The organism is Sphingomonas sp. LM7 (assembly GCF_002002925.1).
Lineage (GTDB): Bacteria > Pseudomonadota > Alphaproteobacteria > Sphingomonadales > Sphingomonadaceae > Sphingomonas.
In genome coordinates this window covers 3,383,761-3,408,487 of sequence record NZ_CP019511.1, presented here as the reverse complement: position 1 = coordinate 3,408,487, position 24,727 = coordinate 3,383,761, and the positions used below count along the sequence as shown (strand labels likewise).

General features: G+C 67.5%; 20 protein-coding genes. 11 read left to right on the top strand and 9 right to left on the bottom strand.

The genetic code is table 11. From position 1 onward, the window contains the following. Window positions 1-238: 238 nt before the first annotated feature. The 4 genes from BXU08_RS15840 (at window position 239) to BXU08_RS15825 (ending at window position 6,939) form a co-directional block, all read left to right on the top strand. Window positions 239-2,086 carry a methyl-accepting chemotaxis protein gene (locus BXU08_RS15840; protein ID WP_077510930.1) on the top strand — a complete coding sequence of 616 codons (1,848 nt, stop codon included), beginning with the start codon at window positions 239-241 and terminating at the stop codon, window positions 2,084-2,086. 119 nt (window positions 2,087-2,205) lie between these two features. Next, window positions 2,206-3,810, top strand: coding sequence for an alginate export family protein (locus BXU08_RS15835; RefSeq protein ID WP_253190394.1), 1,605 nt, complete (start codon window positions 2,206-2,208; stop codon window positions 3,808-3,810). 270 nt (window positions 3,811-4,080) lie between these two features. Next, a complete protein-coding gene (locus BXU08_RS15830; protein WP_077510929.1) occupies window positions 4,081-6,195 on the top strand; it encodes a TonB-dependent receptor in 2,115 nt (704 codons plus the stop codon). A 24-nt stretch (window positions 6,196-6,219) separates the two neighbouring features. Further along, on the top strand, window positions 6,220-6,939 hold the full coding sequence (locus tag BXU08_RS15825; protein ID WP_077510928.1) for a phosphatase PAP2 family protein: 720 nt from the start codon (window positions 6,220-6,222) through the stop codon (window positions 6,937-6,939). Window positions 6,940-7,174: 235 nt separating this feature from the next. Here the strand turns inward: BXU08_RS15825 and galE are convergent, their stop codons facing one another. Continuing rightward, window positions 7,175-8,173, bottom strand: coding sequence for a UDP-glucose 4-epimerase GalE (galE, locus tag BXU08_RS15820; protein ID WP_077510927.1), 999 nt, complete (start codon window positions 8,171-8,173; stop codon window positions 7,175-7,177). Between the two features lie 88 nt (window positions 8,174-8,261). Here galE and msrA point away from each other — a divergent pair, with 88 nt between their 5' ends. After that, window positions 8,262-8,807, top strand: a complete 546-nt coding sequence (msrA, locus tag BXU08_RS15815; protein WP_077512493.1) for a peptide-methionine (S)-S-oxide reductase MsrA — start codon at window positions 8,262-8,264, stop codon at window positions 8,805-8,807. 151 nt (window positions 8,808-8,958) lie between these two features. Here the strand turns inward: msrA and BXU08_RS15810 are convergent, their stop codons facing one another. Then, entirely contained in the window at window positions 8,959-9,939 is a 981-nt protein-coding gene (locus tag BXU08_RS15810) for an L-threonylcarbamoyladenylate synthase (protein ID WP_077512491.1), read from the bottom strand. Between the two features lies 1 nt (window position 9,940). Between BXU08_RS15810 and BXU08_RS15805 the strand changes: the two genes are divergently transcribed. Continuing rightward, window positions 9,941-11,617, top strand: coding sequence for an acyl-CoA dehydrogenase (locus BXU08_RS15805; protein WP_077510926.1), 1,677 nt, complete (start codon window positions 9,941-9,943; stop codon window positions 11,615-11,617). Window positions 11,618-11,684: 67 nt separating this feature from the next. Here the strand turns inward: BXU08_RS15805 and BXU08_RS15800 are convergent, their stop codons facing one another. Further along, the gene (locus tag BXU08_RS15800; RefSeq protein ID WP_077510925.1) at window positions 11,685-12,833 is read right to left on the bottom strand and encodes a GNAT family N-acetyltransferase; all 1,149 of its coding nucleotides are present in this window, start codon (window positions 12,831-12,833) and stop codon (window positions 11,685-11,687) included. A gap of 94 nt (window positions 12,834-12,927) precedes the next feature. Here BXU08_RS15800 and BXU08_RS15795 point away from each other — a divergent pair, with 94 nt between their 5' ends. Continuing rightward, the gene (locus BXU08_RS15795; protein WP_077512489.1) at window positions 12,928-13,386 is read left to right on the top strand and encodes a DUF2721 domain-containing protein; all 459 of its coding nucleotides are present in this window, start codon (window positions 12,928-12,930) and stop codon (window positions 13,384-13,386) included. Continuing rightward, a complete protein-coding gene (locus tag BXU08_RS15790; RefSeq protein WP_077510924.1) occupies window positions 13,383-13,790 on the top strand; it encodes a DUF4345 domain-containing protein in 408 nt (135 codons plus the stop codon). The genes BXU08_RS15795 and BXU08_RS15790 overlap by 4 nt, the downstream gene beginning before the upstream one ends. 101 nt (window positions 13,791-13,891) lie before the next feature. On the opposite strand, the gene BXU08_RS15785 is transcribed toward BXU08_RS15790, so the two are convergent. Genes BXU08_RS15785 through BXU08_RS15775 form a run of 3 tightly spaced genes read right to left on the bottom strand, consistent with a single transcriptional unit; the run spans window position 13,892 to window position 17,420 of the window. After that, window positions 13,892-15,487 carry an amidase gene (locus BXU08_RS15785; RefSeq protein ID WP_077510923.1) on the bottom strand — a complete coding sequence of 532 codons (1,596 nt, stop codon included), beginning with the start codon at window positions 15,485-15,487 and terminating at the stop codon, window positions 13,892-13,894. A 38-nt stretch (window positions 15,488-15,525) separates the two neighbouring features. Then, window positions 15,526-16,980 carry a carotenoid oxygenase family protein gene (locus BXU08_RS15780; protein ID WP_077510922.1) on the bottom strand — a complete coding sequence of 485 codons (1,455 nt, stop codon included), beginning with the start codon at window positions 16,978-16,980 and terminating at the stop codon, window positions 15,526-15,528. 11 nt (window positions 16,981-16,991) lie between these two features. Next, entirely contained in the window at window positions 16,992-17,420 is a 429-nt protein-coding gene (locus BXU08_RS15775) for a DUF2141 domain-containing protein (RefSeq protein ID WP_077510921.1), read from the bottom strand. A gap of 85 nt (window positions 17,421-17,505) precedes the next feature. Between BXU08_RS15775 and BXU08_RS15770 the strand changes: the two genes are divergently transcribed. Next, window positions 17,506-18,303 carry a LytTR family DNA-binding domain-containing protein gene (locus tag BXU08_RS15770; RefSeq protein WP_171982541.1) on the top strand — a complete coding sequence of 266 codons (798 nt, stop codon included), beginning with the start codon at window positions 17,506-17,508 and terminating at the stop codon, window positions 18,301-18,303. Between the two features lie 29 nt (window positions 18,304-18,332). On the opposite strand, the gene BXU08_RS15765 is transcribed toward BXU08_RS15770, so the two are convergent. The 3 genes from BXU08_RS15765 to BXU08_RS15755 form a co-directional block, all read right to left on the bottom strand. After that, a complete protein-coding gene (locus BXU08_RS15765) occupies window positions 18,333-18,743 on the bottom strand; it encodes a DUF559 domain-containing protein (protein ID WP_366926567.1) in 411 nt (136 codons plus the stop codon). A 113-nt stretch (window positions 18,744-18,856) separates the two neighbouring features. Beyond that, complete coding sequence (locus tag BXU08_RS15760; RefSeq protein WP_077510919.1) at window positions 18,857-20,002, bottom strand: HlyD family secretion protein; 1,146 nt, start codon at window positions 20,000-20,002, stop codon at window positions 18,857-18,859. Next, on the bottom strand, window positions 19,995-21,596 hold the full coding sequence (locus BXU08_RS15755) for an MFS transporter (protein WP_253190392.1): 1,602 nt from the start codon (window positions 21,594-21,596) through the stop codon (window positions 19,995-19,997). Before BXU08_RS15755 ends, BXU08_RS15760 begins: the two co-directional genes overlap by 8 nt. Before the next feature lie 694 nt (window positions 21,597-22,290). Here BXU08_RS15755 and BXU08_RS15750 point away from each other — a divergent pair. After that, window positions 22,291-24,204 (top strand): ribonucleoside-diphosphate reductase subunit alpha, encoded by a 1,914-nt coding sequence (locus BXU08_RS15750; protein ID WP_077510917.1) that lies wholly within the window; start codon window positions 22,291-22,293, stop codon window positions 24,202-24,204. 1 nt (window position 24,205) lies between these two features. Then, window positions 24,206-24,706 (top strand): endonuclease domain-containing protein, encoded by a 501-nt coding sequence (locus BXU08_RS15745; protein ID WP_253190391.1) that lies wholly within the window; start codon window positions 24,206-24,208, stop codon window positions 24,704-24,706. Window positions 24,707-24,727: the final 21 nt, after the last annotated feature.

The following is a 24,727-nucleotide window of genomic DNA, read 5'->3' as shown; positions in this document are numbered from 1 at the left end:
CCCCCTTGCGACACACCGCCCTGGATTGCCCCCGGGCGCACGAGCGTGCTTCTGCACCCGCCATCTCGTCCGCCCGGCTGACGATGCCGGCGCGGCGCGGCTGTCCGGTTAATCCGGCAGAAGCGACCGCCTCGACACTCGCAAACTTCGCGCATCCCTTACGGAGAAACCCCTAGCCCGCAGGGCCCCCGCGCCGAACCGTCTATAATTTCTGGATGAAGGTCCGGAGATCAAAGTGATGGCGTTTCTCGCGCGCATGAATATCGGCAAGCGCATCCTGACGATCGGGGCGGCCTCGCTGCTCGGGCTGCTGCTCGTGCTCGGCCTGTCGATCGCCCGGCTGAATACGTCGCTCAACCAGAGCTTCAACGATCGCACCAAGCAGACGCTCGAAGTCGCCTACAGCCAGTTCGAGCGCTTCCAGGCCGAGGAACAGGCCGGTCGCATGACCCGCGAGCAGGCCCAGGCCGCCGCCAAGGACGCGATCCGCTCGATGCGTTTCGGCAAGGACGATTACTTCTTCATCCTCGACAACGACCACAACATGGTCATGCACCCGGTCAAGAAGGACAAGGAAGGCAAGAACGTCGCCGACAGCACCGATGCCGACGGAAAGCATCACTATCGCGAGATGATCGAGCGTGTGAAGGCCGACGGCGCCGGCTTCGTTTCGTACAATTACGAGATGCCCGACGGTAAGGGCTCGAAGCCCAAGATCTCCTATGTCCGCGGCTTCAAGCCCTGGGGCTGGGTGATCGCCACCGGCGTGTTCAATTCCGAGATCCAGGCCGCGGTGAACGACGCGGCGCTCAAGCTCGGCACCGTCGTCCTGTTCGTGCTGCTCGGGCTCGCCGCGCTGATCGTCATGATCAGCCGCTCGATCACTGCGCCGCTCGGCCAGATCACCGTGCGGATGCGCAGCCTCGCCGATGGCGACACGCGTGCCGACATCCCCGGCGCCGATCGCCGCGACGAGATCGGCAACATGGCCGGCGCGCTCCAGATCTTCCGCGACAACGCGATCGCCAAGGATACCGCCGAAAAGGCCAAGGCGCAGTCCGACGCCGACCAGAACGCAATCGTGTCGCTGCTGACCGACGGGCTGCAGGCGCTGTCCGAAGGCGACCTGACCGGCACGATCACCGACAATGTCCCCCCGGCCTACGCAACGCTGAGCGGCAATTTCAACACTGCGCTGGGCAATCTGCGCGAGCTGATCGCCGCGCTGGCCAACGCATCGCAGAGCATCGAAAGCGGATCGAGCGAGATCGCCGCCGCCTCGGACGACCTTGCCCGCCGCACCGAAAGCAATGCCGCCAGCCTCGAGCAGACTTCGGCCGCGCTGTCGCAGATGAATGCGCGGCTCAAGTCGGGCGCCGAAATGGCCGACCGCACCGTCGATCGCGCCCAGCAGGCGATCGGCATCGTCGGCACCGGCCGGGCCACCGCCGGCGAAGCGACCTCGGCGATGGACCGGGTCTATGGCAGCGCCCAAGGCATCGACGACGTCATCGAGGGTCTCGACAAGATCGCCTTCCAGACGCGCGTCCTCGCGATGAACGCTGCCGTCGAAGCCGGCCGCGCCGGCGAGGCGGGCCGCGGCTTCGCCGTCGTCGCCGACCTGGTCTCTGCGCTCGCGATGCGCGCCGAGGAAGAGGCCAAGCGTGCCCGCGAGCAGCTTTCGACCACCCAGACCGAGATCCGTACCGCAGTCAGCGCCGTGCAGAAGGTCGATGCGGCGCTCGCCGAGATCACCGGAAGCGTCGAGCAGGTCCACCAGTTCGTCGAGACCATGGCCAACGACAATCGTGCCCAGTCGGCGACGATCGGCGAGATCGCCACCGCGGTGAACGTCATGGACCAGTCGACTCAGCAGAATGCGGCGATGGTCGAGCAGACTTCCGCCGCGGCGCGCAACCTCGCCGGCGAAGTCACTGCGCTCACCCGCGAATCGGCCCGCTTCAACGTCGGCGCACCGACCGCCGCGCGCCCGCGCGCCGCGGCCAGCGCGTCGCCGCAGCGGCAGGTGCCGAGCAGGCCCGCAGCCGCGAGCCATCGCGCCGAACCCGAATGGGCCAGCTTCTAAGCCAGCCCCAACCTTTCCGCCGCGCACCGACAGGGACGGAGCGCTCCACTCCCCAACCGACAGGACCGCACGCCGCTCGCGGCGCCGGCCCCCTGCCATCCTCAATCTGGAATATATCGATGCCCCGTCCCACCACTCGCCTTGCCATCGGCGTCTCGCTGCTGGCGCTGACCGCCGTTCCCGCCGCCGCCCAGACGTTCACGCCGATCTCGACCGGCGTCGCCCCGCGCGGCGACGAGATCGTCGTCGTCGCCGCCTATAACGGCCCCAACAACGACGTGCGCGTGACCAAGCAGGATGTGCCGGTGCAGCCCGGCACTCCGCCGAGCGAGGCGAGCCAGGAGCGCGCCCCCGCCAACCCCGCCACGCGCACCTACCCGCGTCAGGCCGACGGGCACGGCGTCAAGCTGGGCGGCTATAATCTGTCGCGCTGGGCCGAGGACTGGCGCCAGATGCGCAACCCCAAGAAGCGCGACGATTTCCTCGATCGGCTGAAGTATCTCCCGATCGATAGCAAGGGCGACATCTACCTGACCCTGTCGGGCGAAGTCCGCATCCGCGCCGATTATTATTCGAATCCCGGCATGGTCGATTCGGAATATCGCGTGGAGGACAAGCTGCGCCTCGTCGGCGGCGCCGACCTGCATGTCGGTCCGCTGCGCTTCTATGGCGAGCTCGCGCACGGTGGCCTCGCCGGCCATAATTACGGCGTGCCCACCGCGAAATTCCGCGACGACCTGTTCGCGCAGCAGTTCTTCGGCGAAATCGGCGGCACGATCGGCCCGGTGACGCTCGGCGCGCGCTATGGCCGCCAGGAATTCACCGACGGCTCGTCGACTCTGGTCCAGCAGAAGGACAACAACTCGATCCGCACCGTCGAGCAGGGCCTGCGCGGCTGGGCACAGCTCAGCGACCTGCGCGTCGACTTGTTCGATTTCGAGCACGTCAAGCTCGGCATCGAGGGTCTCAGCGACGATATCGCCGATCCCCAGACGCGCTTCTCGGGTGTGACCGCGGGCGTGGTGCTGCGCGACGACAAGACCCACAAGTTGTTCCTCGATCCGTTCGTCTGGCGCGAGCGCAACGACAAGCAGCGCTGGGGCAGCGTTACCGCGCGCGAAGTCCGCCACTATTACGGCGCGCGCTTCTGGGGCAGCTATGACGACCTGACGCTCGACTGGACGGTCGCCCACCAGTCCGGCGACTTTGCCGGCCGTGCGGTCAGCGCGTGGAGCGCGGCCTTCGCGCAGACCTATGTCGTCGGCAAGAAGGGCTGGATGCCCAAGGTCGGCGTCCACTTCGATTACGGCAGCGGCGGCGGCAGCTTCGGCACCGGCACCATCCATGCCGCCCGCGCAGTCACCGCCGGCAGCGTCGCCTATAGCTATCAGGGCGCGCTGATGACCACCAACCTGTTCCAGGCATCGCCCAACTTCACTGTCTCGCCCGCCAAGACGATCGACGTGACGGTCGAGTATCAGAGCAGCTGGCGCCCGAGCGAGACCGATGCAGTCTATCGCGGGGCCGGCACTGCCTATGCGGGCACCCAGCGCATCGACGGCAATCATATCGGCGACGCCGTGCACCTTCAGGCGAGCTGGAAGATCACCCCGCGCCTGTCGCTGACCGGGCGCTGGGAATATTTCGCCGCGGGCCAGCTCCTCGACGAAGCAGGCTTCACCGATTCGCACTATTTCGGCAGCTGGCTCAACTTCCGCTTCTGATTCGGCCTATCCTCCCTCGCGCAAGCGGGGGAGGTGGCATGCGAAGCATGACGGAGGGGCGTAGCCGCAAGCGATGCGCTCGCGGCGGGGGGCGGATCGTCCCCCCGGACGCCCCTCGGAACATGCAGGCATATCCCCTCCTCATACTTACGAGCCCACCCTCGAGCGGGGGGAGGATTTGCCCCTTCTACAATCAAGCAACAAACATCTTGATACCTTATATCATCTCCGTTACCGCGGCGCAGCACATCCTTCAGTTCGGGATTTTTCATGCTGCGTACCCTGTTGCTCGCCACCGCCGCCTTCATCGCCCTGCCGGCCCATGCCGAAGAAAAGCCGGCGCCCGACGCTGCCGCCAACGCCCCGGCCGATGCGCCCGTGGCCGATAGCCAGGATAGCGATCACGACCAGCCCAACCAGGAAATCGTCGTCACCGGCACGCGCGCCCGCGCCACCGCCGATGTGCTCGGCGGCACCGCGATCCTCGCAGCCGAGGAACTGACGCGCGAGATGCGCCCGACGATCGGCGAGACGCTGGCGTCGCAGCCCGGCGTTTCGGCGACGTCGTTCGGCCCCAATGCGTCGCGGCCGGTGCTGCGCGGCTTCACCGGCGATCGCGCACGGCTGCTGATCGACGGCATCGGCAGCATCGACGTGTCGAACACTTCGGCCGATCACGCCGCGATCATCAACCCGCTCACTGCCGACCGCATCGAAGTGCTGCGCGGTCCCTCGGCGCTGCTGTTCAGCCCCTCCTCGATCGGTGGCGTGGTCAACGTCATCGACAGCCGCATCCCGCGCCGCCTGCCCGAGAGCCCGCTCCATGCCGACGGCATCGCGACCTATGGCAGCGCGTCGGACGAACGCTCGGTCGCGGGCACGCTCGACGTGCCGGTGGCGGGCAAGCTCGTCGTCCACGCCGATGGCAGCTATACCAAGACCGGCGACCTGCGCGGCGGCGGCTATGTCCTGACCCCCGCGCTGCGCGCCCAGGCCGCCGCGAGTGTCGATCCCGACATCCAGGAGCTCGCCGACCTCAAGGGTGAGATCCCCAACACCGCGGCACGCACCTGGGACATCGCCGGTGGCGCGGCGATCGTCGACGATCGCGGCAGCCTCGGCTTTTCGGTCTCGCGCTACGACAGCCTCTACGGCGTGCCGATCCGCTATTCGCTCGATCCCTCGGTCGAGGCCGAGGCCGTCCGCCTTCACGCCAAGCAGACCCGGCTAGACGTGCGCGGCGACATCCTCACGGAAAGCGCCGGCATCCACCAGATCCGCCTTCGCCTCGCCGCCGCCGACTATCGCCACAGCGAGATCGAGGACACCGGCGAAGTCGGGACGACTTTCTACAGCCAGGGCCTCGAAGGCCGGCTCGAACTGGTCCAGGAAACGCACGGCGAATGGGAGGGCGTCACCGGCGGCCAGTTCTCGACGCGCAACACCCGCATCGTCGGCGAAGAGAAGTTCCTGCCGCGCACCGAGAGCAACCAATATGGCCTGTTCACCCTCCAGTCGCTCGATTTCGGCGCGCTGAAGGCCGAAGCGGCGCTGCGCTACGAGCATAGCGCTCTGCGCGCGCAGGCCGATGCCGATATCGGCAACCCGCTGCTCGACCGCAGCTTCGACAGCCTTTCGGCATCGCTCGGCGCCAGCTACGCGCTCGCCGATCACCTCCGCCTCGGCATCAATGTCTCGCGCAGCGAACGCGCGCCGACGCAGGAAGAGCTGTTCGCCAACGGCCCGCATGCAGGCACCCAGGCCTATGAGATCGGCAATCCCGATTTCTCCACCGAGAAAGCCTGGGGGGTCGAAGGCACGCTCAAGGGCTCGGGCGATGGCTGGAGCCTGTCGGCTGCGGCCTATTACAACTGGTTCACCGACTATATCTACGATGCGCCCACCGGCGCGGTCGAGGACGATCTGCCGGTCTTCCAGTACAACCAGGCCGATGCCCGCTATTACGGCTTCGAGGTCCAGGGTTCGGTGCGTCTTGCCCAGCTCGGCGGCTTCGCAATCAACGCCGATGCGCTCGCCGACTATGTCCATGCCGAGCTGGTCGATCAGGGCCCGGTCCCGCGCATCCCGCCGCTCCGCCTGTTGGGCGGGCTCGAGGCGCAGTCCGATGCCATCACCGGCCGCGTCGAAGTCGAGCACAGCTTCGCGCAGGACCGCATCACCACCTTCGAAACCCCGACCGAGGATTTCACCCTGGTCAACGCCTCGATCTCGTGGAAGCCGCTCGGCGCGGGCTCGGGCACCAGCCTGACGCTCTCGGCGAACAACCTCTTCGATGTCGAGGCACGCCGCCATGCCAGCGTGCTCAAGGACTATGCCCCGCTCGCCGGCCGCGACCTGCGCGCGACGCTGCGGGTGCAACTCTAACGACGATGCGGCATTAGGGGACGGATGGAGACTCCGTCCCCCGATCCCGTCGTATCGCTCGGCGAAGAGAATCGCGCTTCGCGCCGCATCCCTTGGCCGATTGTCGTCTTGGCGGCGGTGGCAGTGCTCCTCGGCCTGCTCTGGTTCGGCCACGAGATCATGGAAGGCGACGCCGCCGAGCTCGATCGCGCGATCATCCTCGCGCTGCGCGTTCCCGGTCACCCCGAACTGCCGATCGGCCCGCACTGGCTGCCCTCGGCGGTCCGCGACATAACCGCGCTCGGCAGCTCGACGGTGCTGACCCTCGTCGTCATTGTCACAGCGACCTTCCTCGCGCTGCGCCGCCGCTTCCGCCAGGCGCTGCTCGTGATCGGCGCGACGGCGCTCGGCGGAGTCGCAGTGACGGTGATCAAGGTGCTGATCGCCCGCGCCCGCCCCGACATCGTCCAGCAACTGATGGACGAAGCCTCGCACAGCTTTCCCAGCGGCCACGCCGCCAACAGCGCGATCGTCTATCTTACGCTGGCGACCTTGCTGTTCCCGGTGGTCCGCGGCTGGCGGATGCGCGGCTTCGTGCTGGCCGTGGCAATGCTGCTGGTCGGGCTGATCGGTGTGAGCCGCATCTATCTAGGCGTCCACTGGCCCAGCGACGTCCTCGCCGGCTGGGCCTTCGGCAGCTGCTGGGCGCTGCTGTGGTGGGGGCTGGAGCTGCGGTTGTTCCGATCAAACCCTACCTCGCGCTAGCGGGGAAGTACAAAAAGTGTCGCTTGCTTCGACGTCACCCCGGCCTTGTGCCGGGGTCCACCGGGAGGCTTGAGGAAGGGCAAGAGGTTCATGGGGAATGAGCCGTCCCGCTGCGATACCCGCCTGCGCATCGCGCAGCGCTTCCCCTTCCTCCTCGGCCATGCCGGGGGGCGGAAGCAGCAGATGGCACGGCTCGATGTTCACCTGGCCGATATAGCAGGCGTCGCGCCCGGCCTCAGCCCTGGCGCTCGGCTAGCGACCGCTCCCAGGCCAGCGCATCCTTGACGATGCCTTCGAGATCGTCGTGCTTGGGCCGCCACGGCAGCGTGCTGAGGATCTTGCTGTTGTCCGCCACCAGCGCGTCGGGATCGCCCGCACGGCGGCCCTCCAGCTTGCGCTCGATCGTCCGGTTGGTCACCCGGTCGACTGCGTCGAGCACCTGGAGCACCGAAAAGCCGCGGCCATAGCCCGCGTTCATCGTGTGGCTCTCCTGCGGTCGCGCGATCAGCAGGTCGAGCGCGTCGACATGCGCCGCGGCGAGATCGGTGACGTGGATATAGTCGCGCACCCCGGTGCCGTCCTCGGTCGCGAAATCGGTGCCGAACACCGACACCGCCGATCGCTTGCCCGTCGCCGCCTCCGCCGCGATCTTGATCAGGTGCGTCGCGCCCGCGGTCGATTGCCCGCTGCGGCCCTGCGGATCGGCGCCGGCGACGTTGAAGTAACGCAAGGCGGCGTAATTGATCGGATGCGCCGCGGCGACATCGCGCAGCATGAACTCGGTCATCAGCTTGGACATGCCGTACGGGTTGATCGGCACCTTGGGGCTGTCCTCCGACACCGGCACCTTCTCCGGGATGCCATAAGTCGCCGCGGTCGACGAGAAGATGAAATGCTTCACCCCCGATGCCACCGCGCTCTCGATCAGCGAGCGGCTGGCGACGGTGTTGTTGCGGTAATATTTTAGCGGATCGGAAACCGACTCCGGCACCACTACCGATCCGGCGAAGTGCATCACGGCGACCACGCCTTCGTCGCGCATCGTCGCGCGGATCGTGGCCTCGTCCTCGATATTGGCGACCACCAGCTTGGCGCGCTTGTCGACCGCCCAGTCGAACCCGGTGACGAGATTGTCGACCACCACGACCTTCCATCCCGCATCGAGCAGCGCCAGCACCGCATGGCTGCCGATATAGCCCGCACCGCCCGTCACCAGCACCGTACCGTCGCGCATGCCCGTCTCCCTTTGTCGCGCCTCGCCTAGAGGGCCGATTGCACTGCGCCAACCCCCACCTATCTTGGGGCACGACAAGGAGAATGAAATGACAGTCGAAACCGCGACGCTCGCCGGCGGATGCTTCTGGTGCACCGAGGCGGTGTTCAACGACGTGATCGGAGTCAGCAAGGTAGAGAGCGGCTATATCGGCGGCAGCGTGCCCAACCCGACCTACAAGCAGGTATGCGGTGGCGACACCGGCCATGCCGAGGCGATCCGCGTGACCTACGACACCGATCAGATCAGCACCGGCGACCTGCTCGACATCTTCCTCGCCACGCACGACCCGACCCAGTTCAACCGCCAGGGCAACGATGTCGGCACGCAATACCGCTCGGCGATCTTCCCGCATTCGGAGGAGCAAAAGGCCGAGGCCGAAGCCGCGATCGCGCGCGCATCGGCGGACTGGCCGGCACCGATCGTCACCACGATCGAGCCGCTGTCGGACTGGTATCCCGCCGAGGACTATCACCAGGAATATTGGCAGGGCGAAGGCCAGCGGAACCCGTATTGCCTCGCAGTGATCCCGCCCAAGCTGCGCAAGCTGCGCAAGAGCTTCGCCGCCAAGCTCAAGGAAGGCGCCGCGGCTTAAGCGGCTGCCCTTGCATAACCCGTCACCCCGGCCTTGTGCCGGGGTCCACTGCGCGGCTAGGCGAGACCCTAGAGCCTCTAGCTGCTCGTTTGCGGATCGGTGGACCCCGGCACTTCGGCCGGGGTGACGCTCTGTTTCGCAGTCTACTCCGCTATCGCGGAAACGCCGCCCGCTTCAGCCGATCGTTGATCGCCACCCCGATCCCGGTATCCGGCACCGGCGCCACGGCGATCGCCACACCGTCCGACCCATCCGCCCGGTGCAGCGCATCGAACAGATTCGCCGCCGCCTCGACCAGGTCGCCGCGGATCGACAGCGTGTCGTCCCCCGGTACCGCGCCGAAGCCGATCAGCCATTCGCCGTCCTGCCGGATCGTCGCGTTCAGGCGCAGCGGCTTGCCCGGCGCATAATGGCTGTCGAGTTGGCCGGGCGCAGTGATCCCTTCGGAGCGTTGCGGCACCGAACCGCGCGCCTCGCCGGGAAACAGATCGGCCTGCGACAGCGGCCCCGGCCGCAAAATCTCGCGTCCCCGCACGATCGTCGATTCGATCCCCGCGCTGGTCGGCCCGTCGTCGATCACCAGCGGGATCCGCCCCGCCAGGCTCGCCGCGACATGCGCCGCCCGCGTCGGCGAGATCGATCCGCTGGCGTTGGCGGAGGGGGCGGCCAGCGGCACCCCGCTCGCATCGAGCAGCGCCTGCATCGCACGGTGATCGGGCACCCGGATCGCGATCGTCTCCAGCCCCGCGGTCACCAGCGCAGCGATCCCCGCCTCGCGCCGCACCGGCAGCACCAGCGTCAATGGCCCCGGCCAGAAACGCTGCGCCAGCATCCGCGCGGCGTCGTCGAACACTGCGATGATCTCCGCCGCCTCCAGATCGGGGACATGCACGATCAGCGGATTGAAGCTGGGTCGCCCCTTTGCTTCGTAGATCCCCGCCACCGCCTGCGAATCGAGCGCGTTCGCGGCGAGTCCGTACACCGTCTCGGTGGGCACCGCGACGCATCCCCCGGCGCGAATCAGCATCGCGGCTTCGGCGATAGCCGCGGTGCCGTAGGGTAAGATGCGGGGATTTGTCGGGCTCACTTCCCGGGCGCTATAGCGCAGGAAACAAGACGACAAGAGAGGCATCATGTTCACCCCCGCCACCGCCGAGCAGCGTTTCGTGCTGGAGCATATCGTCCGCCTCGCCGAGATCAGCCCCGAGGCCGGCGAAATGATGGACCCGGTGCTCGAAGGCGCAGGAGAATTCGCCGCCGGCGAATGGGCGCCGCTCGAACGCCTCGGCGACACCGAGGGGCCGAAGTGGAGCGAGAACGGCGTGACGATGCCCGCTGGGTACGCCGATGCCTACAAGGCCTATGTCGAGGGAGGCTGGGGCACGATCGGCTCGCCTGAGGCTTTCGGCGGACAGGGCCTGCCGGTCAGCCTGTCGATCGCCGTGCTCGAGACGCTCGGCACCGCCAATATGGGTTTTGCGCTCGCGCCGATCCTTACCGTCGGCGCAATCGAGGCGCTGGCGCACCACGGCACCCCCGAGCAACAGGCATTCTATCTGCCGAAGCTCGCGACCGGCGAATGGACCGGGACGATGAACCTCACCGAGCCGCAGGCGGGCAGCGATGTCGGCGCGCTCAAGTCCAAGGCCGAGCCGGTCGGCGACGGCACGTACCGGATCAAGGGCACCAAGATCTTCATCAGCTTCGGCGACCACGACATGGCCGACAACATCGTCCACCTCGTCCTCGCGCGCACCCCCGATGCGCCCGCGGGCACCAAGGGGCTGTCGCTGTTCCTCGTCCCCAAGGTCCGGACCGACGGGACGTTCAACGACGTCCGCGTCGTGTCGATCGAGCACAAGATGGGGCTCCACGCCTCGCCGACCTGCGTGCTGAGCTTCGGCGATCATGACGATTGCATCGGCGAGCTGATCGGCGGCGAGATGGGCGGCATCCGCGCGATGTTCACGATGATGAACAACGCGCGCCTGAACGTCGGCCTGCAGGGCGTCCAGGTCGCCGAGCGCGCCACCCAGCGCGCGGTGGCCTATGCCCGCGATCGTATCCAGGGCGTCCGCGCCGACGCACCTGCCGCGATCGTCGAGCATCCCGACGTGCGCCGCATGCTGCTGCGCATGAAGGCGCAGACCCAGGCGGCGCGCGCGCTGGTCTATTATGCGTTCGGCCAGCTCGACCGCGGCCATGCCGGCGATGCCGCCGCCAAGGCCCGGGTCGAATTGCTCACGCCGCTCGCCAAGGCGCACGGCACCGATCTCGGCAACGAAGTCGCGTCGCTGGGCGTCCAGGTCCATGGCGGCATGGGCTATATCGAGGAGACCGGCGCCGCCCAGCATTTCCGCGACGCCCGCATCACTCCGATCTACGAAGGCACCAACGGCATCCAGGCCGCCGATCTGGTCGGCCGCAAACTCAGCATGGACAATGGCGGCACGCTGCTCGGCCTGCTCGCGCAGATGCGCGACGAGGCCGAGGACGGCGAACTGCTCCGCCTGATCGACGCCTGCGAGGAAGTCGCCCGCAACCTGCTGTCGTCCGACACCGATGACCGTCTCGCCGCGAGCTATCCCTTCCTGACGATGCTCTCGGTCGCGGTGTGCGGCTGGCTGATGGAAGAAAGCGGCCGCATCGCCGCGCGCTCGGAGGGCGATCCGGTGTTCCTCAAGATGAAGGCCGCCACCGCCCGCTTCTATGTCGAGCAGATCGTCCCCGAGGCGATGGGGCTCAAGGCGGCCGCGATGGCCAAGGCCGACGTTCTCTACTCGATCGACGCAGAGGCCTTCGCGGCCTGACAACCTCCACCGTCACCCCGGACTTGTTCCGGGGTCCACTGCGCGGCTTGGCGATCCCCTCGCGGCTCTAGTCTGTCGTGTGAGGTCCGGTGGACCCCGGCCCTTCGGCCGGGGTGACGGGGGGCTGCTTGTGCCCGCTGCGCCGCCACGCCCCGCGCAGCATCCTTCCGGCAAGCGCCGGCAGCCCCGGCCGAACGAACAGCCAGTCGCGGATCGCCGGGCCGCGTTCGGCGCCGATGACCTGCTTGTAGCCGCTGTCGCCCGCGCCCCAGTCGACGGTCGCGATGCCGTCCTCGATCCCGCGGACCAAGTTGCGGTAATAAAGCAGCTTCCCCGGCGAATGCTTGCCGAACGCCGGATCATAGCTGTTGGCGATCGCGTATTTCAGCGCGCCGGCATTGAGATCGAACGAGAACGCCGCCGGCGCGCCATCGACGCGCAGCACCGCCGCCCACAGCATCTCGGCGACCACCGGGTCCGCCGACGCCGCACGCCAGAAGCCGCCATGTCCTTCCGCGGTGAACTTGGCGTCCGAACCGTCGGTTCGCGCCGCGATCCAGCTCTTGCGCTCGACCTCCGCCAGCGCATCGAACGCAGCGTCGTCCCAATCCGCGCCCGAGACGAAATTCCAGTCGAGTTCGCCATGCCCGCCGAGATGCTTCTCGTGGAACCGGTTCTTCCGCAGCGTCGAATTGCGCGGCCAGATGCCTTCGGCCTGGAGCGCGGCGATATCGAGCAGGAAGCTGTCGGCGACGAAGCGGTCGAGCACCGCCCAGCCCTTGGCGGCCGCGGCGGCCTTGAGCAGCTCCAGCCCCGGATCGCCATCATAGACCGGCCCAAGCCGCAGCGCATTCGCCTCGCACGCCAGCCGCGCCAGCAATGTCTCGCCGACTTCGACTCCGGCATCCTCGCGCACCGGAAAGCTGCGGAACGGCCAATAGCATCCCGGCACGCTTGCCAGCCCGAGCAAGCCCGGCCCGGTCCGCACCATCGGCAGCGCGACAACTGCCTCGCCCTCGCGGGTGACGGTCAAGGTCCGCGCCGCGCCGCCATAGGCCTGCAGCGCCGCGGCAAACCAGCCATAGCGCAGGAAGCGGTGGGTTGGCGCCGCGCGCGCAGCCACGGCATCGATGCTCGCGGCCAGCCCGTCGACGCAATCGGCGGCGAGCATCGGCGGCAGGCGGGTGAACGCATCGAGCGGCATCGGCTTGGTCATCCCCCGCATCGTACCCCGCGATCGGTTACCAAGCGGTGAGCCCGATCATAACGGCTTCACGCGCGCGCAGGAGCCGGTAATAACAGTCGCGATGATGGCAGGACCCTATCTCTCCACCGTGGCCGACACGATCCAGAGCGCGATCGCACCGGTCTTCCTGCTCGCGGGTATCGGCGCGATCCTCAACGTGATGGTCGGGCGCCTCGCGCGCATCGTCGATCGCGCGCGCAATCTGGAGGAGATCCACCCGCGCTCGACCGGGCCCGAGCATGACCGCCATGTCTGGGAACTCCGCCTGATCGACCGTCGCATCTCGGTGATCAACCAGGCGATCTTCCTGTGCGTGTCCAGCGCGCTCGCCACCTGCTTCGTCGTCGCGCTGATGTTCGTCTCGCGGTTGTTCGGCCTGCATGTCGGCGCGATCGTCGCGGTGGCCTTCGTCGTCTCGATGCTGCTGCTGATGGCCGGGCTGATCTATTTCCTGATCGAAGTCCGCATGTCGCTCGGTGCGATCCACGTCCGCGAGGAATTGCTCGAGCTCGACAGCAAGTGAGCCCCGCCGCCGAGAAGCGCCTGCTCCAGGGCGTGATGGCGGTGACCTTGCTGCTGCCGCTCACCGCCGCGATCGCCGGCGTCACCGGCGGCCCGCGCTTCCTCGGCCATCCGCCGGTCATCCCCACCGATCTCGACAGCCATTTCCGCTACATATCGGGGCTGTTCCTCGGCATGCTGCTGCTGTTCGCGTCGTGCATCCCCGCGGTCGAACGCAAGGGACCGCGGCTGCGCCTGCTCGCCGCGATGGTGATCCTCGGCGGGCTGTTCCGTCTGCTCTCCCTGTTCCTTGTCGGCGTGCCGTCGCTAGGCCACCGCATCGGGCTCGGCATCGAGTTGATCGAAGTCCCGCTGATCCTGTTGTGGCAGATGCGCGTGGCGCGACGGCTGGGAAAGTCCGACTAACGCCCAATCTTCCGTTCGTTTCGAGCGAAGTCGAGAAACGGGTTCCAACGCGTGGGGCGGTTTCTCGACTTCGCTCGAAACGAACGGGAGGGCATTGCTCTTTATCGCGGCCGCTGCGACCCCAGATCCACCGCCACCGTCGGAAGATAACGCGGCGCGACCCGCGCCTTGGTCGCCTGCTCATACGCATAGCCCGCGTGGAGCAGCAGGCCGTCCGAATACGCCGTGCCGATGAACGACAGCCCCGCCGGCAGCCCATCGACCAGCCCCATCGGCACGGTCAGATGCGGATAGCCCGACACCGCCGGCAACTGGCTCGCCGATGGCCCGGTGAACTGGTCGCCATGCGCCGGATCGCTCAGCCACGGCGTGCCATAGGTCGGCGTCACCAATAGCTGGACATTGCCCGCCTTGAGCATCGCATCGATCCCCTCGACCCCCGCCAGCCGCAGCGACTTCGCCCGCGCACCGAGATACTCCGGGTCCCCGGTCCCGCGCGTCTTCTCGGCCTTGAGGAAACTCTCCTGCCCGAAGAACGGCATCTCGGCCGCCTTGTTCGCCTCGTTGAACGCAATCACGTCGGCCAGCGTCCGCACCTTGGCCGAGGTCGTCGCGAGATAGGCGGCCAGATCGTCCTTGAGCTCGGTGTAGAGCACTTCGCCCTCGGCATCGCCCAGCCCCTTGAGCTCGGGCATCTTCACTTCGACCAGCACCGCCCCCGCCGCGCGCAGCTCATCCAGCGCCCTGTCGAACCGCGCGGCGAGATCGCCGTCCATCTCGGGCTTCCAATATCCGACGCGCATCCCCTTGAGCGCATCCGCCGACAGTCCGGCGGCAAAATCCTTGCGATAACGATCGGCCTCAGCGGTAGCCGCATCCCTGGGATCGCTGCCCACGATCGCCGAGAACAGGATCGCCGCATCCTTAACGCTCCGCGCCATCGGTCCCGGCGTGTCCTGGCTATGGCTGATCGGCACGACATGCGTCCGGCTGACCAGCCCCAGCGTAGGCTTCAACCCGACCAGCCCGTTCATCGCGGCAGGGCACACCACCGATCCGTCGGTCTCGGTTCCCACGGCCACCGCCGCGAGGCTCGCCGCCACCGCCGCGCCCGAGCCGCTCGACGATCCGCACGCCGAACGATCGAGCGCATAGGGGTTGCGCACCAGCCCGCCGACCGCGCTCCACCCGCTCATCGAATTGTTCGATCGGATGTTCGCCCATTCGCTGAGATTGGTCTTGCCGAGGATCACCGCGCCCTGTGCCCGCAGCAGCGCCACCATCGGCGCGTCACGCCGCGTCCAGTTGTCGGCGAGCGCAAGGCTGCCGGCCGTGGTCGGCAGCTCCCTGGTGTCGATATTGTCCTTGATCAGCACCGGAATGCCGTCGAGCGGCCCCTTGAGCTTGCCGGCCTTGCGCCGCGCATCGCTGGCCCGCGCCTGCTCGATCGCATTGGGCGAGATCGCGATCACCGAACGCAAATTCGGGCCGGCTTGATCGAGTATCTTGATCCGCTCGATATAGAGTTCGGTGATCTGCGCGCTGCTCAGCTGGCCCGACGCCATCATCGCCTGCTGCGCGTCGATGGACTTCTCCTGGAACGCGGCGACAGTCGAAGGAAGCTCGCGGATCACGATGTCCTGCGCCGCCGCGGGCGCACCCGCGATCAATGCCAGTGCCAGCAACCCCGTCCGCATGCGCCGTCCCCCGAAACCGGCGCCCAGCCTAGAGCGCCTCATCCCCGGCGGAAAGTCCCGTGAAACCCCACCGGCAACGCGACATCGGCGCGCCACGTCGCCACCGGCCCCGCCTCGATTCGCCGCGCGTCGAGCATATGCAGCTCGGTCGCCTTCGCATCGAGGTTGACGGTCGTTCCAATCAGCCAGCCATCGCCCTCGTCCGCGCCGCGCGGCACGAACAGGAATTCCTCGACCAGTTGCCGCGCGCCGAAATCATAGCTGCGCGCGCTGCCCTTCGCCCAGTCGAACAGCCCCACCCCGCGCGCCAGCGGCCGCTCGGCATTGTACAGTCCGGCAAAGGCCGTGAACCGCCGCGACAGCCCCGAACGGCGCCGGTCGTTCTGGGGGAACTCGGCCTTGATCCCGGTTCGCGCCAGCTCGCCGCGCCCATCGGCGTGCAGCGCCACCATCGCCAGCACCGGCGGCGGGGAGACGCGCGCATGCCCGACGAGCAAGTCCGCCGCTTCCGTCATCGCGAACGCGGGGTTCTCCGATACGCAGCCGTCGAAACGGATCGTGCCGTCGCTTTCTTCCCAGGCGTCGCCGAGATGAAAGAAACTGAACGCCGGCAGCTCGAAGATCCGGCTGCGGGTCAGATCGTCCTTGTCGACCACCATCACCTGCGTTCCCGTCTCGGGCCGCCAGTCGAACATCGCCGAATAGGGCATAGCGTGCCGCACCTGCACCCAGGGCTGGAGCACGATGACGAGGTGCCGCGCGGTGGTGGTGAAATCATGGATATAGCTCGCGCGCGGCAGCTTGAGCGGGCTCGCCGCGATCAGGCTGCCGTCGGCGCGCAGCTTCCACACCATCGCCCGCGCGCCGGAGAGCCCCAGATTCCACACCGTCCCGTCGGGCTCGACCCGCGGATGCGCAAGGAACGGCATCTGCGCCAAATCGGGGCGCAATACCCTGGGCCCGATCGTCGCGAGGCTGTCGGGATCGAGCGCATAGGCCGACCCGCTTTCCCACAATGCCCAGAGCTGGTCGCCCGCCATCATCACGCTGGTATTCGCGGCATTGGCCGAGTCCGGGCCGGTGACCACCGCCCCTGCCCGCTGCGGCGTGCCGAAGCCGGGCAGGATGATCGCGTCGGCCTTGGTCTCCTGCCGGCGCTTGTCGGTATCGACGAACCGCGCCGCCAGCCGCGCCTCGCCGTCGTCGATTGCGAAGCGGCGGACCAGCCCGTCGCCGTCGAACCAATGCGTCGCGTTGCTCCCGGCGCGGCGGAACTTGGCCGGGCCGTTGCGATAGAGCACGCCCTTGAAGTCCGCCGGCGCGCGGCCATGGACCCGGCGCATCGACCGCGGCGCCATGTCGGTCTCGACATCGGCGACGCCCAGCGTCCAGTCGGCCGGCAGCATCGCCGCGAACAGCTTCTCGGGCGGGAGCAGCATCGAAGCCGCGCCCAGGGCTCCGGCACCCAGCAACTGGCGGCGATTGAAATCCATGTTCCCCGGCCTCAGCGCAGCGTGATCGTCTGGACCGCGTCGCCCGCAGTCACGGCGAACGCCGCATCGGCCCACGCCGCGGGACCGCCCAGGCCGACTGCGTCGCGCGAAAAGCCGAACGGCTCGAGCGGAATGCCGAACGGGTTCATCCCCATCTTGCCGTCGCCATCCACGTCGTGGAACGCCTTCACGCCGTAGCGCCCCGGCGCCAGCCCTTCGACCTTCGCCGCCACTTCGGCGCCCGACGCATCGGCGATCGCCACCCGCACCGGCTTGCCCCCTGCCCAGCCGGCTTCGTCATAGATCGCGATCAGCACCTTGCCCTGATGCGCCTTCACGCCCGTGAATGTGAGCGTGACGCCCGGCTGGCCCGGTCCGGCCATCGCCGGCAGCGGTGCGGCGAGCGCCAACAGGGCGGCGGCGAGAAGCGGCTTGATCATGCGAAATCCCTTTGCAATCGACTGGCGCAAGATGGTCCGGCTAAGAGGCCTGCGTCATTCGTATTTGCGTGCGCGGGGGGTGTGGATGCGTGAGTTGCAGGGAAATGCCATTCGCGCTTCGCGAACGGCGCGCCCCCGGCAAAGCTATCGCCGCGGCGTGCTGGTCCCCACCATCGCCGCCTTCGTGATGACGCTGACCGGCGCGTTCGGCACCGATTCGATTTCGCTGCTGCCGCGGCTGGGCTATTGGCTGGTGGTGATGGGAGCCGGTGCGCTGATCGGCATCCTCGTCACCGCCGGTATCCGCGCGTGGGGCGTATTGTCCGATCGCCCATGGTTCGAAGCCGCCGCAGTGAGCCTGTGCATCGCGCTGCCGCTGACGCTCGTCGTGCTGGTTGGGACTGCGCTCTTCTTCGACCGTACCACCGCGAGCGCGGGCTATATCCTCACGTTGTTCGGGATGGTGCTCGCCGTCACCAGCGTGATCACGGCGATCAACTACACCACCGCGCGCGCGGCGGTTCCCGCCCCCGAACCGGTCGCCCCCGCCGAACCCGCCCGCCCCCGCCTCGCCGAGCGCCTCCCCCGCCATCTGCGCGACGCCGCGATCCATGCGATCGAGGCCGAGGACCATTATCTCCGCGTCCATACCGACCTGGGCTCGGACCTCATCCTGATGCGGATGAGCGACGCCATCCCCGAGCTCGTCCCGCTGGAAGGCGCCCGCACCCACCGCAGCTGGTGGGTCGCCCGCGCCGCGATCCAGTCGATCGACCGCAAGGACGGCCGCGCCGAGCTGACGCTCCCGCGCGGCGTCATCGCCCCGGTCAGCCGCTCGGCCCTGCCCGACCTGCGCGATGCCGGGTGGTTCGAGGGGTTTTGAGGGACGGAAAGGCGAAGGTGGAGTTGCGTTCAGCGATAGCGTGGTCGTCTTGCACGCCCCTCCCTGGAAGGGAGGGGTTGGGGGTGGGTGCCGCCGAGGCACTCGGCGGCGGTGGACAGGATGTGTTGGGCCGCTCCATCGGGATTCGCTAGCACGTCCGAATTCCACAATCGGATTACGCGCCAGCCTTGGGACTGAAGATACGCCGTGCGCCGGGCGTCGGCATCGACGGCATCTATATGCTGGCTGCCGTCAAGTTCGATGGCGAGCTTTGCCTTTCTACAGACCAGGTCGATGATGAAAGGCGCTTCGACGTACTGTCGGGTGCAGGGCGGGCGGTAGCGGGAAACACGCTGCCAGATCGCAATCTCGGCCGGCGTCGGATTGTTGCGCAGTTCGCGTGCGCGAGCGGTCAGGCGCGGATCGACTCGGCGCAGCATGCGGAGAGGTTAGAGTGGCTTCGCTCCGCTCGCCAACCCACCCCTGACCCCTCCCTTGCAGGGAGGGGAACGAGGGTTCGCTAACGGATCGCCAGCAACCCGACTCCAGTCCCCTACCGCACCCGCTCCACGTCGGCCTCGACCGACATCCCCGGCCGCAGCCGCGCCGCTGCTTCCTGCCCCGGATCGATCCGGATCCGCACTGCAATCCGCTGCGGCACCTTGACGAAATTGCCGCTGGCATTGTCGGAGCGGATCACGGCGAACTCCGATCCCGCCGCCGGCGCAAGCTGCTCGACGCGCCCGGTCAGCCGCTCGCCGCCCAGCGCATCGACGCGGAAGCGCGCCGCTGCGCCCGGCCGGATCTTCGCCGTCTGCGCTTCCTTGAAATTGGCGATCACCCAGAGCTGGTGCGGCACCAGCGACATCAATTGCGTGCCCGCGGTGACATATTGCCCCTGCCGCACCCCGATCTCGCCGAGCTCGCCCGCCACCGGCGCGCGGATCACCGTGTTGGCCAGGTCGATCTCGGCCAGCCGCAACGCCGCCTGCGCCGATTCGACACTCGCCTCCAGTCCGCCGCGCCCCACATCGACGCTGCGAATATCCTCCTGCGCGATCGTCCGCGCCGCTTCGGCCTGGCGCAAATCGGCTTGCGCCTGGCGCAGCGCGGCGCGGCTCGAATCGCGCTCGCGATTGGCGACGAAGCCCTGCCGCGCCAGCTCCTCGATCCGGGCATTGTCGGCCTGCGCGCGCGTCAATTGCGCCCGCGCCGCCTCGACCCCGGCTTGCTGCGAGCCGAGGCTCGCCGCGCGCGACGCCGCCTGTTGCGGCGTATTCGCCAGCGACGACCGCGCATTGGCGACATTGGCGCGCGCCTGCTCGACGCGCTGGCGATAGATCCGGTCGTCGATCCGCGCGAGCACGTCGCCGGGCTTCACCGTCGCGAAATCCTGTACCGGCACCGCGGTGACATAGCCGCTCACTTGCGGGCTGACGATCGTCACCTGCCCGCGCACGAATGCATTCTCGGTCGATTCGGTGGATCCGGCGAACGGCCCGATCCGCCACGCCATCAGGATCGCGACCACGCCGGCGATCACCAGCACGCCGATGACGAGCAGCGACAGCGTGCCCGGCCGCGGCGGAGTCCAGCGCCGCGCCTCGGGTGCCGGCTGCGGATCCGCGCCCGCATTGGTCGGCGCCGGCGCTTGTTCGACGGGCTCGGCCTCCAGCGGCGGGGGATTGCTGTCAGCCATGCTTCGCTCCTGCTTGCGCGGCCGCGGCGCGCGCCAGATTCTCGCGGCGGATGCGCGTGATGTGGATCGACGCCCAGATGATCGTTCCCAGCGCGATCGCCGCGATCAGCAGGAACACGTCATTATAGGCGAGGATGTTCGCCTCGCGGCTCGCCTGTTGCGCTAGGATCGCCGCACCCTCGGCCTGCCGCAGCGCCGGATCGCCGAGCACCCGGCCATAGGCCGCGGCATTCTGCTGGACGCGCTGCGCCACCAGCGGATCGGCGAGCGTCAGCCCCGCAGTGATCTCGCCGCTATGCACCCGCTCGCGCAGGACCTGGAAGCTGCCGAGCATCGCCGAACCGAACAGTCCGCCCAGATTCTGGGTGATCCCGAACAGCGCCGAAAAGCTGACGAAATGCGTCGGCCCCTGCTGCAATGCGCGTGTGAGCCCGACCAGCATCGCCGGCCCGATGAACAGCGCCCCGGCAAAGCCGAGCAGCGCCTGGCTGACATACATGTCGTGCGGCCGGGTGAGGTTGGTCGAGCTTGAATCGAGCCACGCCCCCAGGGCGATCAGCGCCAGCGCGATCAGGATCGGCCGCCCCAGAAAGGTCGGGTCGATCGTCCATGCGCTGACGATCCCGCCCGCTGCCGTTGCAAGCAGCACGACGAAATACAGCCCGCGCATCTGGTCCGGCCCCATCCCCAGCGTCGTCAGCAGCCCGGTCGCGCCGATGGTCTGCTCGGACAGCACGATCCGCACGAGGATCGCCACCAATGCGAAGCGAAGGATGTCGCCGCTCCCCAGCCAGCGCGTGTTGAGCAGCGGATTGGTGCGGTAATGCTCGATGATCACGGCGATCGGGATCAGCACCGCCGCCGCGATCAGCGCCGGCGCGATCCACGGCGCCTCGAACCACCACAGGGTCCGCCCCATGCCCAGCACTGCGCAGAGCAAGGCCATGCCGCCGGCGAACAGCGGGAAGCTGACGAAATCGAGCGGCTCGAACACCTTGGTCCGTTCGACCGGGGGCAGCGCCAGCAGCCGCACTCCGGCAAGGCACAGCAATGCCAGCCCCAGCTCGAACAGATACATGCTCTGCCAGCGATCGGCTTCGAACGCTTCGCTGGGGAACAGCCGCGCCAGCGGCACTGCGAGCTGCGGCAGCGAGATCGCCGCGACCAGCCCCTTGAGCCGGTGCTCCGCGGGCACCGACTGGATGAAATAGAGCAGCCCGACCGTGCTCAGCGCCGCCGCGGCGATCCCGCTGAACGCGCGCACCGCGATCGCCGACCAGAAACTGTGGACGAACAGATGCGCGCCGGTGGTGATCAGGAAGCCGATCAGGAATATCTGAGCAAACAGCCGAATGCCGAATTGCTGGCGGAACTTGATCAGCAGCATGTTGGCGCAGACATTGGTCATCACATAGACCGTCGGCAGCCACTGGATCTCGGCCGAATACAGCCCGAGCGAACCCTGCAGGCTGGCCAGGTTCGCCGTGACGATGGCGTTGCCCAGCGCACCCGCCATAACCACCAGCGCGCCGACTGCGGCATAGGCGACGCGCCGCGCCGGCGGATGCCACGGTGTCGGCGGCGATCCGGGCATCGGCGATCGCTCGTGCGGCGCGGGTTGCCACTCGCCCTCGGATGCGCCGTTCGTTGCCATGGCGATATAAAGCCGGAACGGGTGGAACGATCCCGCATCCCGTGCGGCACTGGGAACGATTCCATTCCTCCCTCGCGCAGCGAGGGAGGTGGCGCAGAAGGCGACGGAGGGGGCGCTTCCTCAAGCGACGTCCGCGCAGAGATGCCGCTCCGTCACGCTTCGACCGCTGCGCGAGGCAGGCCTCAGTCAGGGCGCATGGCGGAGCCCGACCACTACCCATTGTGTCCACCGATTCCTCCCCCGGAATATTTTTGCAGTTCGCGCTGTGTTCTCTTGCCTTTCGGGGACCCGAGGATGGACCATGCGTCGCGGCACCAACGCGCCTTTCGGCGATCCGCGAGCCGAGTCATTTTAGCGACGAACCGTTGGGTTAACCGATGATTTAACCCCTTGTGCCGGGACTCGGTTTGGCACAATCTGTAGTGGTTGCACTGAGGGGCAAGCTCAAGCACTGGTAGAACCCGTGCCGCATCACCATATGCGGAAGGGTCGCTGCTGTGCCGGCTTTCGGCGCGATGGACACTTTTTGTTCTCGCGCAAAGCTGCACCGGTGGTATCACCGGTATCCTGCCCCCGAGTCGAATACGGTCCCTCGCGAAGGGGCGCGTGCAGGGTCAAAAAGGGGTCGGATGCCATGGAATTCAGGGACACGGAAAACAGCGTGAACGATACCGTCGCCGAAGCCACGATTGCCGCCGAGACCAAGGCTGCCGCGCCCAAGTCCGGCAAGGACCAGGGCTCGCACAGCATTGCGCCCCAGCTCTACGCGCTCGAAGTCGATCACTCGCGCGACGCGCTGCTCACCGAATTCGGCAAGGAGACGCTGAAGGACCGCTATCTCCTCCCCGGCGAGAATTATCAGGACCTCTTCGTCCGCGTCGCCTCGGCCTATGCCGATGATGCCGCGCACGCCCAGCGCATCTACGACTACATCTCGAAGCTGTGGTTCATGCCCGCCACGCCGGTCCTGTCCAACGGCGGCACCGGGCGCGGCCTGCCGATCAGCTGCTTCCTCAATTCGGTGCCCGACAGCCTGGGCGGCATCGTCGACACTTGGAACGAGAATGTCTGGCTCGCCTCGCGCGGCGGCGGCATCGGCACCTATTGGGGCAATGTCCGCGGCATCGGCGAGCCGGTCGGCCTCAACGGCAAGACCAGCGGGATCATCCCCTTCGTGCGCGTGATGGATTCGCTCACCCTCGCGATCTCGCAGGGTTCGCTCCGCCGCGGTTCCGCTGCCTGCTATCTCGACATCTCGCATCCCGAGATCGAGGAGTTCCTCGAAATCCGCAAGCCGTCGGGCGACTTCAACCGCAAGGCACTCAACCTCCACCACGGCGTGCTCATCCCCGACGCGTTCATGGAAGCCGTACGTGACGGCGGCGAGTGGATCCTGCGCTCGCCCAAGGACCAGTCCGAGCGCGGCAAGGTCGATGCCCGCGCGCTGTTCCAGAAGCTGGTCGAGACCCGCCTCGCCACCGGCGAGCCGTACATCGTGTTCGCCGATCACGTGAACTCGAACATGCCCAAGCATCACCGCGATCTGGGCCTCAAGGTCTCGACCTCGAACCTGTGCAGCGAGATCACCTTGCCCACCGGCAAGGACCATCTCGGCAACGAGCGCACCGCGGTCTGCTGCCTGTCCTCGCTCAACCTCGAGACCTGGGACCAGTGGAAGGACGAGAAGGGCCTGGTCGAGGACGTCATGCGCTTCCTCGACAACGTCCTGACCGACTATATCGAGCGCGCCGAGCCCGGCATGGAAAAGGCCGCCTATTCGGCCAGCCGCGAGCGCAGCGTCGGCTTGGGGGTCATGGGCTTCCACTCCTTCCTCCAGGCCCGCGGCCTCGCCTTCGAAGGCGCGATGGCCAAGAGCTGGAACCTGCGCATGTTCAAGCAGATCAAGCGCCAGGTCGACGAAGCCTCGATGCAGCTCGCGGTCGAGCGCGGACCGTGCCCCGACGCCGCCGACATGGGCGTGATGGAGCGCTTCAGCTGCAAGATGGCGATCGCGCCGACCGCGTCGATCTCGATCATCTGCGGCGGCACCAGCGCGTGCATCGAGCCGATCCCGGCCAACATCTACACCCACAAGACGCTGTCGGGCAGCTTCTCGGTCAAGAACCCGTATCTGGAGAAGCTGCTCAACGAGAAGAGCAAGAATTCGGACGGCGTGTGGAATTCGATCCTCGAGCATGGCGGCTCGGTCATGCACCTCGATTTCCTGAGCCAGGAAGAGAAGGATTGCTACAAGACCAGCTTCGAGATCGACCAGCGCTGGCTGCTCGAGCTCGCCGGCGACCGCGCGCCCTATATCGACCAGGCGCAGTCGCTGAACCTGTTCATCCCGGCCGACGTCGAGAAATGGGACCTGCTGATGCTCCACTTCCGCGCCTGGGAGCTCGGCATCAAGTCGCTCTATTATCTCCGCTCGAAGAGCGTCCAGCGCGCGGGCTTCGCGGGCGGCGTCGAAGCCGACAACACGATCGACGCGCCCAAGTTCGAAGTCGAGAGCCGGGATTACGACGAATGCCTGGCGTGCCAGTGAGGTGGCGGAGCTAGAGCGCCCTCTGCACTCCCTCTCCCCTTGTGAGAGAGGGAAGGGGCCCGCTGCCGAAGGCAGTGGGAAGGGTGAGGGGGAGTCACGCCGTCCGATAAGGGGCAATGCGGAAGGCCTGACCAGGCGCCAGCTGCTTCCCGCCGCTACCGTTGCTCGCTCGCGCAAGCTGCGCCGCGAATCCGGCCCGGTCGAGAAGGCATTATGGGCAGAACTCCGCCGCGCATTGCCAGAGGCCAAGTTTCGCCAGCAGGTGCCGTTCGGCCCGTACCATTCTGACTTCTGCTCGCACGCGGCCAAGTTGATCGTTGAAGTCGACGACGCGACGCACGCCGAGCGCCAGGATCACGACGCCGCGCGCACCGCGTTCCTCAATGCCGAAGGCTATCGCGTGATCCGCGTCTGGAACAACGATGTGATGGGAAACATGGAAGGCGTTCTCGCCGGGATCGCCAGGAACCTGCCGCCCGAATTGCGGGGCAGCTTCGCGTGATACGTCCCCCTCACCCTTCCC